The sequence below is a fragment of the Synechococcus sp. KORDI-100 genome (genome assembly GCF_000737535.1).
GTDB lineage: Bacteria > Cyanobacteriota > Cyanobacteriia > PCC-6307 > Cyanobiaceae > Parasynechococcus.
In genome coordinates this window covers 1,871,590-1,886,358 of record NZ_CP006269.1, presented here as the reverse complement: position 1 = coordinate 1,886,358, position 14,769 = coordinate 1,871,590, and the positions used below count along the sequence as shown (strand labels likewise).

At 54.9% G+C, this 14,769-nt stretch carries 26 protein-coding genes; 17 read left to right on the top strand and 9 right to left on the bottom strand.

Features of this window, described 5'->3' with window-relative positions:
• Nucleotide 1: 1 nt before the first annotated feature.
• Together KR100_RS09595 and KR100_RS09590 are read right to left on the bottom strand one after the other, a co-directional pair.
• On the bottom strand, nt 2–829 hold the full coding sequence (locus tag KR100_RS09595) for an ABC transporter permease (protein ID WP_038545230.1): 828 nt from the start codon (nt 827–829) through the stop codon (nt 2–4).
• Nucleotides 829–1,833, bottom strand: coding sequence for an aliphatic sulfonate ABC transporter substrate-binding protein (locus KR100_RS09590; RefSeq protein WP_038545227.1), 1,005 nt, complete (start codon nt 1,831–1,833; stop codon nt 829–831). Before KR100_RS09590 ends, KR100_RS09595 begins: the two co-directional genes overlap by 1 nt.
• A gap of 194 nt (nt 1,834–2,027) precedes the next feature.
• Here KR100_RS09590 and KR100_RS15970 point away from each other — a divergent pair, with 194 nt between their 5' ends.
• Both KR100_RS15970 and KR100_RS16570 read left to right on the top strand, forming a co-directional pair.
• Nucleotides 2,028–2,183, top strand: a complete 156-nt coding sequence (locus KR100_RS15970; RefSeq protein WP_156098021.1) for a hypothetical protein — start codon at nt 2,028–2,030, stop codon at nt 2,181–2,183.
• Between the two features lie 506 nt (nt 2,184–2,689).
• Nucleotides 2,690–2,857 carry a hypothetical protein gene (locus tag KR100_RS16570; RefSeq protein WP_204207675.1) on the top strand — a complete coding sequence of 56 codons (168 nt, stop codon included), beginning with the start codon at nt 2,690–2,692 and terminating at the stop codon, nt 2,855–2,857.
• A 10-nt stretch (nt 2,858–2,867) separates the two neighbouring features.
• On the opposite strand, the gene KR100_RS15965 is transcribed toward KR100_RS16570, so the two are convergent.
• Complete coding sequence (locus KR100_RS15965; RefSeq protein WP_156098020.1) at nt 2,868–3,041, bottom strand: hypothetical protein; 174 nt, start codon at nt 3,039–3,041, stop codon at nt 2,868–2,870.
• 147 nt (nt 3,042–3,188) lie between these two features.
• Here KR100_RS15965 and KR100_RS15960 point away from each other — a divergent pair, with 147 nt between their 5' ends.
• Nucleotides 3,189–3,404 (top strand): hypothetical protein, encoded by a 216-nt coding sequence (locus tag KR100_RS15960; protein ID WP_162176512.1) that lies wholly within the window; start codon nt 3,189–3,191, stop codon nt 3,402–3,404.
• A gap of 60 nt (nt 3,405–3,464) precedes the next feature.
• Nucleotides 3,465–3,818, top strand: a complete 354-nt coding sequence (locus tag KR100_RS09585; RefSeq protein WP_038545224.1) for a hypothetical protein — start codon at nt 3,465–3,467, stop codon at nt 3,816–3,818.
• A 7-nt stretch (nt 3,819–3,825) separates the two neighbouring features.
• Here the strand turns inward: KR100_RS09585 and KR100_RS09580 are convergent, their stop codons facing one another.
• Nucleotides 3,826–4,239: a YccF domain-containing protein gene (locus KR100_RS09580; RefSeq protein WP_038545221.1), complete on the bottom strand. Its 414-nt coding sequence runs from the start codon at nt 4,237–4,239 to the stop codon at nt 3,826–3,828.
• A gap of 96 nt (nt 4,240–4,335) precedes the next feature.
• On the opposite strand from KR100_RS09580, the gene KR100_RS09575 reads away from it, so the two are divergent.
• The 5 genes from KR100_RS09575 to KR100_RS09560 all read left to right on the top strand — a co-directional run bounded on the left by KR100_RS09575 (nt 4,336) and on the right by KR100_RS09560 (nt 7,120).
• Complete coding sequence (locus KR100_RS09575; RefSeq protein ID WP_038545217.1) at nt 4,336–5,193, top strand: NAD-dependent epimerase/dehydratase family protein; 858 nt, start codon at nt 4,336–4,338, stop codon at nt 5,191–5,193.
• Nucleotides 5,194–5,615: 422 nt separating this feature from the next.
• On the top strand, nt 5,616–5,780 hold the full coding sequence (locus KR100_RS15020) for a DUF4278 domain-containing protein (RefSeq protein WP_081858902.1): 165 nt from the start codon (nt 5,616–5,618) through the stop codon (nt 5,778–5,780).
• Between the two features lie 315 nt (nt 5,781–6,095).
• The gene (locus tag KR100_RS09570) at nt 6,096–6,317 is read left to right on the top strand and encodes a hypothetical protein (protein WP_038545214.1); all 222 of its coding nucleotides are present in this window, start codon (nt 6,096–6,098) and stop codon (nt 6,315–6,317) included.
• A 378-nt stretch (nt 6,318–6,695) separates the two neighbouring features.
• Nucleotides 6,696–6,848, top strand: coding sequence for a hypothetical protein (locus KR100_RS15955; RefSeq protein WP_204207674.1), 153 nt, complete (start codon nt 6,696–6,698; stop codon nt 6,846–6,848).
• Nucleotides 6,848–7,120: a hypothetical protein gene (locus KR100_RS09560; protein ID WP_038545209.1), complete on the top strand. Its 273-nt coding sequence runs from the start codon at nt 6,848–6,850 to the stop codon at nt 7,118–7,120. The genes KR100_RS15955 and KR100_RS09560 overlap by 1 nt, the downstream gene beginning before the upstream one ends.
• A 1-nt stretch (nt 7,121) precedes the next feature.
• On the opposite strand, the gene KR100_RS09555 is transcribed toward KR100_RS09560, so the two are convergent.
• Both KR100_RS09555 and KR100_RS09550 read right to left on the bottom strand, forming a co-directional pair.
• A complete protein-coding gene (locus tag KR100_RS09555; protein WP_239420306.1) occupies nt 7,122–7,442 on the bottom strand; it encodes a hypothetical protein in 321 nt (106 codons plus the stop codon).
• A gap of 36 nt (nt 7,443–7,478) precedes the next feature.
• Nucleotides 7,479–7,862, bottom strand: a complete 384-nt coding sequence (locus KR100_RS09550) for a DCC1-like thiol-disulfide oxidoreductase family protein (protein WP_038545206.1) — start codon at nt 7,860–7,862, stop codon at nt 7,479–7,481.
• Between KR100_RS09550 and KR100_RS09545 the strand changes: the two genes are divergently transcribed.
• On the top strand, nt 7,862–8,233 hold the full coding sequence (locus KR100_RS09545) for a hypothetical protein (protein WP_369793790.1): 372 nt from the start codon (nt 7,862–7,864) through the stop codon (nt 8,231–8,233). The two genes, KR100_RS09550 and KR100_RS09545, sit on opposite strands and share 1 nt — an antisense overlap.
• Here the strand turns inward: KR100_RS09545 and KR100_RS09540 are convergent, their stop codons facing one another.
• Complete coding sequence (locus KR100_RS09540; RefSeq protein ID WP_081858901.1) at nt 8,234–10,123, bottom strand: cadherin-like domain-containing protein; 1,890 nt, start codon at nt 10,121–10,123, stop codon at nt 8,234–8,236.
• A gap of 881 nt (nt 10,124–11,004) precedes the next feature.
• Between KR100_RS09540 and KR100_RS09525 the strand changes: the two genes are divergently transcribed.
• The 5 genes from KR100_RS09525 (at nt 11,005) to KR100_RS15945 (ending at nt 12,521) form a co-directional block, all read left to right on the top strand.
• A complete protein-coding gene (locus KR100_RS09525; RefSeq protein WP_038545194.1) occupies nt 11,005–11,205 on the top strand; it encodes a hypothetical protein in 201 nt (66 codons plus the stop codon).
• Nucleotides 11,206–11,262: 57 nt separating this feature from the next.
• A complete protein-coding gene (locus KR100_RS09520) occupies nt 11,263–11,475 on the top strand; it encodes a hypothetical protein (RefSeq protein WP_038545191.1) in 213 nt (70 codons plus the stop codon).
• A 52-nt stretch (nt 11,476–11,527) separates the two neighbouring features.
• A complete protein-coding gene (locus KR100_RS16945; RefSeq protein WP_255347477.1) occupies nt 11,528–11,653 on the top strand; it encodes a hypothetical protein in 126 nt (41 codons plus the stop codon).
• A gap of 295 nt (nt 11,654–11,948) precedes the next feature.
• Nucleotides 11,949–12,104 (top strand): hypothetical protein, encoded by a 156-nt coding sequence (locus tag KR100_RS15950; RefSeq protein ID WP_204207673.1) that lies wholly within the window; start codon nt 11,949–11,951, stop codon nt 12,102–12,104.
• A gap of 96 nt (nt 12,105–12,200) precedes the next feature.
• Entirely contained in the window at nt 12,201–12,521 is a 321-nt protein-coding gene (locus tag KR100_RS15945; RefSeq protein WP_156098016.1) for a hypothetical protein, read from the top strand.
• 125 nt (nt 12,522–12,646) lie between these two features.
• On the opposite strand, the gene KR100_RS09515 is transcribed toward KR100_RS15945, so the two are convergent.
• Complete coding sequence (locus KR100_RS09515) at nt 12,647–12,895, bottom strand: hypothetical protein (RefSeq protein WP_204207672.1); 249 nt, start codon at nt 12,893–12,895, stop codon at nt 12,647–12,649.
• A 161-nt stretch (nt 12,896–13,056) separates the two neighbouring features.
• Between KR100_RS09515 and KR100_RS09510 the strand changes: the two genes are divergently transcribed.
• Nucleotides 13,057–13,671 carry a hypothetical protein gene (locus KR100_RS09510; RefSeq protein ID WP_038545187.1) on the top strand — a complete coding sequence of 205 codons (615 nt, stop codon included), beginning with the start codon at nt 13,057–13,059 and terminating at the stop codon, nt 13,669–13,671.
• A gap of 24 nt (nt 13,672–13,695) precedes the next feature.
• Nucleotides 13,696–13,980, top strand: coding sequence for a 2Fe-2S iron-sulfur cluster-binding protein (locus KR100_RS09505; RefSeq protein WP_038545184.1), 285 nt, complete (start codon nt 13,696–13,698; stop codon nt 13,978–13,980).
• 10 nt (nt 13,981–13,990) lie between these two features.
• Here the strand turns inward: KR100_RS09505 and nth are convergent, their stop codons facing one another.
• Complete coding sequence (gene nth / locus KR100_RS09500) at nt 13,991–14,644, bottom strand: endonuclease III (protein WP_038545181.1); 654 nt, start codon at nt 14,642–14,644, stop codon at nt 13,991–13,993.
• Nucleotides 14,645–14,769 lie beyond the last annotated feature (125 nt).

Sequence of the window (14,769 nt, the reverse complement as noted above, 5' to 3'; positions counted from 1 at the left end):
GCTACACCGCCCAGCGGCAGCTCAGACGAAGCAACAGCCGGAAACTCATATCGATCGCAAAGCCAATCAGACCCAACACGATCAGTTCAGCGAAGATCTGATCGGTACGGAAGAAACGCTGAGCGAGCTGGATGCGTTTCCCTAGACCCACCTCCGCCGCCACAAGTTCTGCGACCACGACCAGATTCCAGGACGTGGCGATGTTGATGCGCAGGGTGTCAATGATGCTCGGCATGCTGTAGCGGGCCACCACCTGCACGAGCACCTGACGGCTGCGGCCCCCCAGGGTGAGGGTTGTTTCGATCAGTTCCTTTGGAACGAACTTGACTGAATCCATCACCATCAGGATGTTGAAAAACACCGTGCCCAGAAAGATCAGAGCGATCTTCGGTTCCTCACCGATGCCCAGGTAGATGATCAGAAGAGGAATAAAAGCCGCTGCCGGCATGTATCGCAACATGGCGATGAGCGGCTCGCAGAGCGCGCAAATGGCTGGGTAGACACCCATGCCGATGCCGATGGGCACAGCCACCAGGGTGGCGAGCAGGAACCCAGCGAACACCCGCCCTGTGCTGGCAACGATGTCCTGAAACAGGATGCCGCTTTGCGCCATCGAGGCGAGGGATCGATAAACAGCCCCCGGTGAGGGCAGGAATTTTTCATCGACGACGCCGAGAGCGGCGATCACCGTCCAGGCGAGCAACGGGAGCAGCAGTGAAGCAACCTGAAGTCCGCTCCTCACAGCTCTTGAGGGCGTTGCCCCAAGAGCGAGCAGGGAGAGAACACCAGGCTTTTTCTCAAGGGCAGCGGCAGGGGCCGAAGCGCTCATCAGGCGCCGGCTTCCTTCTTGACGAAGCTGGAATCAAACAGGCTGCTCAAGTCCGGTTTCTCCTCGATGAAGCCGACGGAGACCATGAAGTCGGCCATGGATTCGGCTGCATAAGGCATGTGCTGCATGCCTTCCCCAGAGCTGAACGCTTCAAGGTTTTCATCCAGAGTGAAGAAGCGGGTTCCACCCTTGTACTGCTCGTATTCCTCAGTTGGGATCCCTGCCCTTTTCGCCATGATCTCCTCGGACTTCTCAGGGTTTTCGTCCATGAATGCTCTGACGTCCCACCAGGTTTTGACGATCTTCTGAACGTCATCGGGACGTTCCTTGATGAGATCGCCACTCACGGTGAGGAGGTCAGGGATTGCTCCGGGGTACTCCTTCGAGGTCGCGATCACCCGCGCTCCCTCACGTTGCATGGCAGTTCCGGTGTAAGGAGGGAAAGCGCCAACCGCATCCACCTGACCAGCTGCAAAGGCCGTTGCTGCCTGGTCGGTCGGCATGCCCTTGATCACAACGTCGTCGCGACTGAGGCCAACGTCCTTGAGCGCCAGGCTGAGCAGGTAATCGTCCACGACCCCTTCTTCCACGGCCACGGTTTTGCCTTTGAGCTCTTCCACTGACTTGATCGAGGCATCGGCAATGATCTGGTCGTTGCCAGCGGAGTTGTCGTTCACCAACACCACAACCTCTCCACCGTTCTCTCCGGGAAGAAAGGAGATCGTGTCGTTGAGGGTCTGGGAATTCCCATCAATTTTGCCGGCAGCAAAGGTTTCCATCGATGGCAAGTACCCGTCAAACCACTTCATCTCGACGTTCACGCCGTTTTTCTCGAACAGCTTCTCCTCGACAGCGATCGCCCAGGGCCACCAACCGGCCCAGTTGCTGTAGCCGAGCACGATTGGTGGTCCACTGACAGCCGAGGTATCGGGAGTCTTCGAGCAGGCAACAGCCAGGAGGATGGCCAGACCTGCGAAGAGCAGATTTCGGAGCTGTTTGGTCATGGTTTGGGCAATGGCGAGCTAGACGACTCATCAGCTCAATTCCGCCATCGTCTGCAGCGTTTGAATCTGGTGTGGTGTGAATCACTACGAAACAGTTCCCTGGTGTTTGGTCCGGGGCTCGCATCGGTGAAGCGATGCAACATCACCCATGCATCGTTTTGCTGAGTCGGTACGTTTGAAGCCCGGATCAAGGTATGGACCAATCCTTTGGTGGCCTTCCGAACAAGGAAATCAGTTCCGTTGTCAGTTCCTGGTGGAGGGAGCGGGTGAAGGAATTGATCAATGAGGAGCGTGCAGAGGATGCAAGAAGCCTCTATCTCGAATTTGGAGACACGAGTCAGACCATCTGATGGCTGATGATCTGATGGCTGATGAATGGCTGGGCTAAACGCCAGCCGGCTCAGTTGCTCCCCCCACGATCAACCGATGAGATGAACCCTTGAAACAATCAAGGTTCATGGACCCGGGAAGCATCAGGTTGCAATGAGTTGCTGAGATTCTTGATCTCCAAAGGATCGATCCCATGGGTATCAACAAAACGATTGACGTTCTCTGTGGGGGATCACATCGAATTCTGTTGTCTTCGCCCGTGAAGGCACAAGGATCGCAAGACGTGATCACTTCCGCCATCAGTCAGTCAGTCAGTTTGTTATGAATCACATCTCGAATGGCCTGGTCAGGAGCTGCACGAACACAGACATTGTTGGCATGGTCAGTCCAGTGGCCCAAGCTCCGATCAGTGGTGAATCAACGATCAGCGGGACAGATCCGAAGCGCTCAATTTTCTCTCAGGCTGGATTAATTCCTGGGTCAGCAGACGTTTACGCTTGCTCAAGATCACTCTGGAGATTGCGGCGTGGTTCTCTTCCTGACATCCGGTTTGTTTGCTGTTCTGTCTGGGTTCACAGGCGCAGATATCGCTTTATTCCGCAAGCTCAATCATGAACTTGGCATGCTTTGCCAGGCCCCTCCATCACAAGCCATCCGCGTTTGCAGAATTCATGCTCGCTTGGTGAACGGCTGATACGTCCTCGCTAAGCAGCTGTGTCTTCAGGAATCACGGTTTGCCTGGCCTCCAGATCTGTGATGGCTTCACGAAGCGAATTGATCAAGACGTCACGACTGCCGATGGCCTCAACACGCGCCAAAAGCATCTTGAGACGGCTGATCTCAAGGTCGCTGTTCTCGGAGAGGCGATGACGTTTCATAGGAAACGAATAACGAGCGACATCTCCTGCTTTCTGTATCAAATACATCAATAGTAGCGAAGTAGGTATTCCTACGAACATTTTTGCGTGACGATGTTATGTGGAGAATCTTGTACAGATCGTCGCTGTGTAGTGGGATGAACCCACATGAATCGTTGGTTGCGTAGAGTTACTTCATTGTCTTTTTATACAACAATGTCTCCTGGTTTTAAGAGTGTGAAGGAGACCAAGCTTGCGAGTGCACACTTGCTAAGTCTTGCCAAAGATGTTGTCGATGCCAAAACACGCAAAGATGTCCAACTGGATCCTGATCTGGATATCTGCGATTACATCAAACGACTTCAAGATCACGAACAGGACTGAAGCGCTTGGATCCTCCACCTGCATGTTCACCCGGTTGACTTCCGTTCATATGCTGAGTGCATGACACCCAGTACAACTCCAGGTCAACTGGAGCGAGATTTCAGAACAGCTCAGCTGCATGGTCGCTGGCTCAGCGACGAGGAACTTGCAGCGCTGGACGAAGAACAAAGGCAACGGATCCAAGACCAGGACCATCGCAATCAGGTCCGCCTCCGCTTGATCGTCCTGACCGGCGTCAGTTTGTTGATTCCGCCTCTCTGGCCATTGGCGATCGGACTGACCCTCTATCTGTTGTTCCCCTCCACAACCCGCCGACTTGGATTGGCAGCAGGGCTGGTTCTTGTTGCTGCAGCGATTGGATCAGCAGGGCTTCTGGCGATCCTGACGATCTGGTTGTTGTCTCTGCTTTTTTAAACGGCGACTAGAGCCACGGGCGCTCGCTTGGTTTCACGGTCATTCCCACCGGCGCCAGAGCAATCAGAGCCAGCTTGAGGTGCTGAATGCCAAATGGGATTCCGATGATGGTGACGAAGCAGGCCAGAGCCGAGCTCAGATGCCCGATCGCGAGCCACCAGCCCGCGACCAGGAACCACAGCACATTTCCGATCAGACCAACCGTCCCTGTCCCCAGATCGCTCTGGCCGGTGAGCTGTTTTCGGTTGATGGCTTCATAACCGAAGGGCCAGAGAGAAAACTTGCCGATCACCCAGCAGCTTCTGGCCCAGGGCAAACCAATGATCGTGATCGCACAGAGCAGAGAGGCTACCCACCAACCCAACGCCATCACGAGGCCTCCGAGCACGACCCAGACGATGTTGAGGATGGAACGAATCATGCGGTCAGCGTCCTCAGACCTTTCAAAGATGGCCGCATTGGATACGCAAGGCACCGATCCGTCTCGTTACGTTGCGTGAACAAATATTGATTCAAAATGACCTCCCGTTTTGGAGTAGTGGGTTGCGGCTACGTCGGAATGGGCGTTGCGATCAATGCTCGCAGCCGCGGCCTCGAGGTCACGGGCACCACGACATCACCCTCGAAACTCGCCCAGCTCTGCGAATTTGTGGATCATCCGCGGATCTGCCGCGCTGGTGACCCTGGCACCGATTACAGCTTCATCGATCAACTGGATGGTCTTCTGATTTCGATGGCCCCGACGACCGAGGACGAAGCAAGTTCCTATGGCAGTGTTTTTGGGGAAGGTGTGCAGTCTTTGGTTGAGGCCATAGGGCGCCGCAGTTCACGCACTCCCCTCCATATCACTTACCTCAGCAGTGCCGGGGTCTACGGCGACAAGGCAGGACAAACCATCAACGAACTCAGCCCACCGGATCTCACCGACGCCACCAATGCTCTGTTGGTTCGTGCTGAAACTACTGTTCTGTCCCTGAACAGTGCTTCTACCCAGGCCTGTGTGCTACGTCTTGGTGGAATTTATGGACCAGGCAAGGATATTCCGGGTTACATCCGCAGCGCTTCAGGGCAACAAGTCCCCAAGAACGGCAACAACGTCAATGCCTGGATTCACTTCCTCGACATTCTTCGCGGCGTGAGCTTTGCGTACGAACGTCGCCTGCAGGGGATTTACAACCTTGTGGATGATATGCAGCTGTCCCGGCGGGAGTTGTCGAACGAGTTGTGTGATGCCGAGGGACTGGCCCCTGTGATCTGGGAGAACCACAACCGTGATGGAGCACGGGTGTTCAATGCTCGCGTCAGCAACGCACGGCTTAAAAATCTTGGTTTCAGTCTCAAGGTCAATTCAATGCTGGATCCCGTCCCTGCCTGATGGATTGAATGTCTTTGCAAACCTTGTCAGTAAATCTTGTTGATCATTGATGGCCGCATTGTTGTCAGCTCCACAGCGTTGATTCTTCGCGGCAGCCATGGCCAACTCAATGGTCTTTCGATAAGCCAGCCTCCGTTCTGACCTGTACAGCAGATGTTGTGTAGATAGTTGCTTGATATTTGTGAACGGACCCCATGAGGTTTGACGTCCTGTCAACCCGCTTTTACAGACCCCTTGTCTTCTCATCGCCGGGCAGTCTGACAATTTGCATCGTCTTCCTGGCCAGACCTTGCCGGGGATTCAGACACGGTTTATCCATATTTCGTAGCAACGACTACTAAAACGTTCACCTTGTTATCCGGCAAGGCGCAGTACGACCCAGGTCATGGAACGGGGGCCTGGGCTGAATCCGAGACCAACTGATGCAACTCACTTTCCTCGGCAACACGTACACGCGCCAGAATGACGTTTCGGCGAAAACCGTTGTTCAACTCACCTACCGCCACAGCGTCTACCAGGCCAACCGTGAGGCTGTCTCGTTCAGCTCACCTCGCCTCACCTATCGCGGTGTCTCCTACTCGCGCTGATTCATCGGCCTTGGACGTCGGTGGCCCTGTCCTGATCATCGGGGCCACTGTTCTTTTGACGAGCATCTTGAAGATCAAGGCAGGCTGAGAGATCACGCGGCCTTTCAAACGCCAGTAGTTCGCCATTGACCGTTCAATCTGCATGCCGCAGCGGTGGCAGGCAAACAAGGGTGACATCGGTAATGAACCCCCCCCCCTGACGTCCTCACATGATGCCTGTTCAGGCGCTGTTCACAGCAATTTCTGTTTTCCGTATCAATTCGGACAATGAAATGCGTCCAGCTGAGGCTTACTAAATGCAGATTCTGAAATGGCATGGATCTGGTTGCCACTTCCACAGACGTCCCTGGGCTCTACCGCTTTACGGCATCCAGCATCCTGGGAACGCTTTGGTTGCAGACCCATTTCGCAGATTCCGAGTGGGACGCTCTTCTCAAAGGCGAGGCGAGCTTCGGTGTTGATTGTCTGAACGCTCTTGTTCAGGACGCACGGTCCGCTGGCTTGGCCGTTGAGCAGGGCGTCGTTGTTGAATCTTGATGACAGTGGCTTGTCGATGAATTAGCCATCCATTGTCTGGAGAGTCTCATCCTGGACTCATTTCGTGTCCTTCGAGACCTCCAGAGCAGCCTTGGTGCATCGGAACTCCGACAGCGTTTTAATTGTTTTGATGACACTCTTCTACGAGGATGAGGATCATATCCTTCCTCTCTTGCTTCATCCAGTCGATGACAAGGCACCTCCCTGTTGTTGTCGGGATTGCGAAGGCATCCGTAGTCGCATGAGCGAGCTCAAGGTTGACACCAGCCCATCCCCTCCACTGGTGGCTTAACTCGATTTGTAAATGCAACGCCGCTGTTGGCCACGCTGGCCACGTGGAATTTCCTACAACTCGCTAGTCCTATGAGACACCTTTTTGTGTCCGACGAATTCTGTTGTGAGCTGGCCTCTTCTCTTGCTGTGATGTTGCTCGAGTTCAATGCCGAGTTGGAAGAATTTTGTTTTCAGATCGACAGCCACGATCAGGCGCAGGAGGGGACTGAGCGTTCTGCACTGGAAGCGGTTCGTTGATGCTGGAGGAGATCAGGGCCGTTTTTGCTGATCCTCAGGTTGCTGATCTTGAGGCTTTGTATGACGCAATCAATGCTGCGAGAGATCTGGCACCCGACTCGGATTTCGAAGCCTGTTACGACATCGTCATGGCAGAGGGGGGGGCGGAGGCAGAGGCCTGGATCTCCTTCACAGTGCAGACTGCAACCCGTTTTGACATCGATCAGCAGCCGGATCCTGATCAGTTTCTGCAGGTGCTCAGGGAGAAGTGTGATTCACGGCGCCAGACGTGATTCAGCTTTCGGCGTATTTGAGAGCCTTCAGGCTCATCACCATGTGCGTTCGCAGGCTCCCGAGAGCCATCACCTGTTTCGGTGTCCGGGTGCGCGACACCTCATCTCCCTGGCTTTCCAGCCACATCAGGAGCTCTTTGGTTTGATCCGCCCAGGCTGACAGGGCTGCTCTCAGGAGTTCGTCCTCATCGACTCGACCTTCACGAGCCAAGGCCCCCTCGGTTGCGGCCTTGAGCAGAGCGTTGAGCTGGTGCTGGCTCAGGGCATCAGGAAAGGCAGGATCGAAGTCGATGCTTAAGCAAATCTGTAGGACTTGGGTCAACCGTAGGCCCTGACGGTCCCTTTATGCCACTGGACGTCATGTCGCCTCGTAATCGGGGTCTTCCGGCAGGCCGCGAATTGCGAGCGAAACACGCCTGGCAAGCAGCAATCCCGGGTAAAACAGCGTTGTACGAGCATCGTCCTGGAACAGCTTTTGTAACAGTTGCAACAAAGGGTCTCCAGGCTCCATGCGGCGAGAGAGCTCTGCAATGGCTGCACTGCCATGCCATGCCTGATCGCCTTCCAGCAACACAGCACCGTTCGCCAGATTCATTCCCCGGCTTCGCAATGTCTGACGCAACGCCTGTTCAGAACGTCCATCGCGGATTTCCAGATCAGGAATGCCGCTGGTGAGTTCACTGCGGAGTGCGAAATGACGACAGAACGGGCAGCCGCCGTCGTAGATCAGGGTGAGGCTCATTGAACAAGTTTGACGTGAATTGCATCGCCAATGTGGTGTTCGCTGCCCTCACGCTGTTGCTCCTGGCTGTTCCCGTACAGGCCGACTGGCTCTGTGACGGTGATCCGCTCAGCATCAGACGCATATCAGGTGCTGTGGATATCAGCGGCCTTCCTGATGGCATTCCAAACTCAGCTGCTGGAACACTGCCTGGTGACGGCATCCTGATCAATTGGCGAGGCGTCACGCTGCAGTTGCCACGCACGAACAATGCTGGAACGCCGAGCTACACCGATGGACGCTGGTGGTGGAGGGCTGAAGATCCTGATCGGCCGGAGTTCAAAGAGCGTCGTGGTGGCATCACGGTTTACGCCTGTGAGCCAGTTGCCTGATCAGATCACTGTGGCGTTGGAAAGGTCCGGCGCTTTGTAGAGGATCGCCAGCTGATCTCCGTTGTTGTTGAAGATGGAGGTCTTTCCAGCGTCAATCTTCCAGCTCCAGCCAGGGACGGAGCTGAGGTCGAGTGAATCGTGCTTTGTTTTGAAATCTTTGATTTGCACGCGCCCCTTCGGATGGATCACGAAGGTATCCGAGCCCTTTCCTCCTTTGGCTTGATCAGGTTTTTGGCCGTCATCTTGGCCGGCATCCAAACGGTCGTCACCCTTCCCGCCGATGAGGGTGTCCCGGCCATTTTTTCCAAGAAGATGATCATTCCATCGCCTTCCGATCAGGCGATCGTTCTTTTTCGTCCCCTTGATGGTTGGGACGTTTTTCGCTTCAAGTGTGAATTGCTGACGGACTTTTGTTGTTGCTCCCTGTCCGTCGTCGATGAGATAGCGAAACACCACATCACCAACAAATCCCTGTTTGGCTTTGAATCTCCAGGAACGAGCTCCTTTGTTCAAGAATGTTCCCTGTCGAGACCTTAAGCCTCTGGCCATGAGGGAGTCATTGTCTGGATCGCTAAACCCGCTAACAAGATCACGGTTTTTCAGTCGATAGGGTCTTCCTTGCCTCCCCGTAGTGAGCTCAGCCACTGAACCAGTCTGGACTGGTTGGTCGTTGCGAGGTTGAAGGGTGAATTCATTGCTGGCTGGTAACCGTTCGCCACGCCCATCGCCAACGATGAAAATCACACTGATGGGACCGTTGAAATTCTCGGGAGCATTAATTGTGAAACTTCCATCGGGATTTTTTCTGCTTTCACCAACGGAGCTGGTGAACTCTTCTACAGAAAGCGGATCTCCGTCCACATCACTGAATCCCTCGATGAGTTGTGCTCGGCTGATGGTGTAAGCGGCATCCTCGAGTCCTGTGGGAAGCAGTGCTCTGGCTCCGGTGAGGGCCGGCGCGTCATTCACATCCGCCAGTGAAAAGCTGTTGGTGGCTGACGTATTGCCTCCGAAACCATCGCTCACGGTGTACGTCAGTTCGACAGGGCCGCGATAGTTTGATGGTGGCGTGAACACGAAATTCAGACCATCATCGCTGTTGGTTAAGGTTCCTATAGATGGATTGATTCCTGTAAGTTGCAATGAATCTCCATCCGGATCGGTCCATCCTTCAAGTAAATCTTTGACGCTGATTTGATAAAAGACGTCTTCCTTTCCATCTGAAAGCAGGGCTTGGCTGCCGCTGAGAACAGGAGAGTCGTTGATTTCTGCTCCCCAGAGTGATTGAAGTGCCGCGATATCAAGTGCTGTGTATGTCGTCGGTTGAACTCCGCTGGCTGGGCGGCCATAGGCCATCAATGTCTGGTCGACTGAGGTGCTGATGGCTGTTCCGTATTGATCCCCGTCTCCCCCGTCGAATGGATGCTCCAGCCCCAAGGCGTGGCCAAGTTCGTGGATGGCGGTGCTTTTCCAGTCGTTTGTACTCTCGTTGCCAAAGCGCGTATTGATCGAAATGTCGTTGTAGTCAATACTGACAAAACTTGGGTTGGATTGATTCCCGAGATATCTCCAGGCTTTAGCATTTGTGCCGGCTGAATTGCTCTCCATGAGGCTTGTGTCATGGTTCATGAAGCGAATATCTGCAGTCGCTTCGTTGTTGACAACCTGAAGATTAAGATTTAGCTTTTGGTTGAGATTGCCAATGAATGTGGTTAAAAATATTTCCCCTTCACGGCTGATCGGCAATGCATCGGCAGTGGTCTTGCCAAAGCTCGTCGATTGTCCCTCAGTGTCGATGAAGACCGACAATGAGTTGCCCTGAAGGGCTGCATATTTTGTGATCAGATATCGAATTTCATCATCAATAATCAAATCGGGAGTTAGAGCCATCCTCTGGTTATTGCATCAACGGCAAGTTGTTTTTTGAACTTACCTCCGCTGAAGCCTGCTGAGCAACGAGCTCTCTGGGTTTCTCAGCCAACTCTCACCGCCTGGCCGGATGCAAGGCCTGGAACCACTTGAAGGGGCTCCGGCAAAGGGGGAAGACACTCTCCAGTCCAAGCGTTTGATCGACCAGCAGTTCACCCCAGGCAGAGATTTCGGGCTGCTGGCGCCTGGGTGTTGTCGGTAATAATTAATCATGACTGGGTTTTCCACACCCATGCTGTGATCAATCGCAGCAGGCGTCTCGCGCAACTCGCCTTTTTTCTGTCAAGCAAGCGAGATGTCTTGTTGCCCTTGGAACAAGGTCAAGGGACTGACCGTCGAGGACAGTTTTTTGTCCGTTTTCTCTGAGTCGCTTGTCTCGACGAGGCTTTTGAGGCGCAACCGTTGGGTAGATGAGGATTCGGTCCAGAGGGTCGTCCTCAGGGGCGGCTCGTTTTCCGCGAGGGCCTTCACTTGCGTCGACCCAAGACGGATCACAGCCGTGAAGCATTGTGGAAAAGCTGTGTAAAAGACTTTGCAGGACTGCTTTTGAGCGCCTCAGGACAGCCAGAATCCACCGTGCATCACGGTGTCAAGAAATCTGGTTTCGTGCGAACTCAGCTTGTTTGACGTGGGTTTGATCAGTGTTCGGGTCGGTGGAGTCCACCAGTCCTTGAGTCGACCCAGCCAGCCATTGCGACGGGGCCAAGGGCACGAGGTCATGGTGCATTGGCGCTTTGTCCCAGTGGACCGCTTCGGTTGGGGACTGGCATGAGTGATTTGACTTAATTGACACCATCTCGCGCCCGGAAGCTGTCATCATTTCTTCAGCCATAGATCTCGGCATGGACGCCGACGAACCGGTCACGCCGAATACGGCCCTTGTCGTCGATTGGGAGGGACGTCTGACCTACACCGGCGCTGATGGGCGTCGCAGGGTCATCGTTGGGAATCCTGAACTGCTCAGGCGGCTCACTGAGTTGCGTTCGGCGGATGCTGAGCAGTTCGAGAGTGGCGATGGATTCGAGGGAGGATGCGGGATCTGAGCCGATCTTGACGCGCTAGTACATCTGCACTAGAACAGTCGTACTAGTTAAGTCGTCATGGCCTCCAGCTCTCCCTACGCCGCTTTCCGTGCTGAGGAATGGATGCGCGCTTCGATGATCCGTCCTCGCAAAGCGTTTTCGCAGGCAGGCCATGGGAGATCTGTGGTTGAGCGTCATCACGCCAGCGTTTCGAGGGCTGAGGCCTGCATGGAGCGACCGACGGTTGTTCAGGGCGAGCTGTTTCTGTTTCCCGTGATCCTTGGTTGTTGAGTGCCCTGCTGCACAGGTTCTGGCAACCTGAGATGGCTCTTCAAAACACTCCATGCTGTTGTTTGCGTCTCAGACGGCTCCCGGTGGCCCCGCAGTGATTCTTCCGGCTCTGCTGATCACTGGCCTTTTGATTGCGGCCTCGCAAGCGTTCGTTCCCAAGAACGACGCCAACGATTGATTTGGATTGGTTGCTCAATCTCTTTTCATGATTGGCCTAGCCCTTCCTCAGAGGGCATTCATGTCGCATCGATTTCCCGTTCATACGGTGGATCAAACGCCGCAGGCAATCCCATGAAGAAGGGCTCCTGGATTATTCAGCTCGTTTTGATGGCCGCCGTCCTTCAAGCGCTTGTCCCCTTCCCGACTGCTTCAGCTTCTCCCACAGAACAATCCCCCATTTTGGGGATGGTGAAGCTTTGAAGATCCTTTAGAGAGGGGTGGTATCAACCGACCCAATGCTTGATCCCTACGACTTGGTGTTGCTTGTTGATGGTGATCTGCAAACCCTGACTATTCAGGCGCATGGCCATCAAGAGGCCTGGGAATTGGCTCGCCGGCGGTTTGATGACAAGGTACGTGCCGTTGTGTATCGAGGTGATGATCCTCCTGAATTGCAGGATCATCGTTGAAGGCAGGCAATCATTGGCTGGGGTTTGATCTCCTGATCAAGCGGGCGTCTAGATCTTGTTCGTCAGATACCGTTGCGCTCAGCGTCCAGCTTGTTGATGAGACCTCAAGTCAGAACCATCGCTGCATGGGCCGTTGGTTCGATTTTGGTAACCACCTCTGCCGTTTGGGGGCAAACACCAGCGACCAAAGTCTTTGTCGATCGGGATCTTCCTCTGTCTGAAATTTTTCTTGAATGGCGGGGCAAGGGTCTTGAAGGAGAGATGTTCATCTGTTCCTGCGATCGTCCACGTTGCGATACCAATCCTTATTGGCCTTTTCGAGTTTTTCGAGTGGGCCAGTCGATTCCGGTGCTTGGCGATTTCAATCGCAACATCGCACGCAGCAATGGGTTTATCTGCGGAATTCGGCCCAGGTGATCCAGGGCCTTGTCAGACGGCACAGGCTGAGTCGCAAATAAAAACGGATCCATGCACCGTTCAGGTGATGAATCCGGTCGCGGGTTGATCTGCTGACTGTTCAGCTCAGGCCTTGCGGCGGCACGTCAATACAGGCCGTAGCGGACGCCGCGATAGCGGAGCTCTCGACCTCGGGATGCCACTTGATTGTCGCCCTGGCTGACGTAGCTGACGCCCCGATAGACCAGCGGTCGTGCGAGATCTGTCCTGTCCAGGTTGGAGTGGGTTTTGTCTGTGTGGGCCATGGCGCTGAAGGCTCTGGTCATCTGCTTGCGGGCTTGCTCCAGGGCCTGACTGCGCATGGTCCTGGATTTGATCAGGTGCAGGGTGTTCATGGTTCGCTCCGTCTGATGCCCAGGCCCCCGTTGCATGGCCTGGGTCTGACTGCGGCCTCCCTGGGAGACCCAACGTTCTCAGATTGTACAACAAAATAGTATCAACCGCTACTTTTTTGGAAGCTTGAGTCTGGTCCAGTCGCTAGGTTCGCCCCGGCCAGATGCGCCCTGATGCGCCGGTCTTCTGTATTTGTGGTCCATCGGCGGCTGGCAAGACAAGCTTTGCCTCTGCCCTGGACGTACGCCTCTCTGAAAGGGGCATCGGCGTGCTTCGAATCGCCTGCGACGATTACTACCGAGCGGATTGGACTCCCCATCCACTGTTTGGCTACGACACCGTTGACGCTGTCGACTGCGAAGCTCTTGGTTTTGATCTGCTCAAGGCAAGGCGCCGACAGGCCACGTCATTGAGGCGATACGACATGCGATGTCGACGTGTGGATCGGCGTCCCATTTCACCGTCTTATGACCTGATTCTGGTGGAAGGATCCTATGGGCCTCAGATGCTGGTCGGACGTTGCCCGCTGGCCAGTCTTGTCTATCTCGACGAGTCGTTGCCGTTGCGGCTGTATCGCCGCCTTCGTCGTGATGTGCGCGACCGCAATCGTCCGCCTCGTTATGTCATTCGCCAGATGCTGCGCGAGATGCTGCCGGGTGAGCGGGCGTTCATTCATCCCTTGCGACAGCAAGCCGATCTCGTGGTGCGTGATCAGAGACGTGGACTTGAAAATCTGCTGGTGCGGATGGACCGTGCTTTTGAATCAGACCCTGGCTAAGACACGGGCAGATTCAAGAACACGATGGCGACCTACACGATCACGATTGAGGGTGGATCCTCCTTCGAGTGTGCGGATGACGCATACATCCTTGATGCCGCCGAAGAGGCTGGTGTCGATCTGCCTTATTCGTGTCGCGCTGGAGCCTGCTCCACCTGTGCGGGCAAGTTGATCAGTGGTTCAGTCGATCAGACTGACCAGAGCTTCCTGGATGACGATCAGATCGGACAGGGTTTCGCTCTGCTCTGCGTGAGTTATCCGACGTCTGATTGCACCATTCAGGCCAACGCCGAAGAGGCACTGGCCTGATCGTCAGGTTTCATGCTTTCTGTGTGAGCACAGGCTTGCGTCGGTTTGGGTAAAGCTCCCGGCAAAGGGGGCAGACTCGACCGTCGCATCCCCGTGCTGTGCAGAATTCCCTGCCGTAGAAAATGATCTGCAGATGCAGACGGTTCCAGGCCTCTTTCGGGAAGAGTGCCTTCAAATCGCGTTCCGTTGTTTCCACGTTGGCACCGCTGCTGAGCCCCCAACGCTGAGCAAGCCGATGGATGTGGGTGTCCACGGGAAACGCCGGCACACCAAACGCCTGTGACATCACCACGCTGGCTGTTTTGTGGCCAACACCTGGCAGGGCTTCCAGGGCCTTGAAGCTCCTGGGGACCTGACCGTCGTGCCGCTCGATCAACAGTTGCGCCAGCCGCTTGACGTTCTTGGCTTTGGTGTTGGCCAGACCGAGCTGACGAATGAATCCCAGGATCTCCTGTTGTTCAAGATCCGCCATCGTCTCTGGTGTTGGTCCTGCAGCAAACAGGGCAGGCGTGACTTCGTTCACCTTTTTGTCGGTGCACTGAGCGCTCAGCAGGACAGCGATCAGCAAGGTGAAGGGGTCGTTGTGGTCGAGAGGGACTGGGGTCTCCGGGTATTGCTCGTCCAGGCGCTGAAGAATGATCTCCGCCCGTTGCTGCTTGCGCACGACTGCTGATTTTTACCCGAGGCTAATGAGGCCTGTGCCAGTGATTACTCCCTCTCATTGGTCCGGCTGGTCAGGGCCACCTCCGATGATGGGGCTCTGGATCTCCCTGTTGGATTGAAACGGTT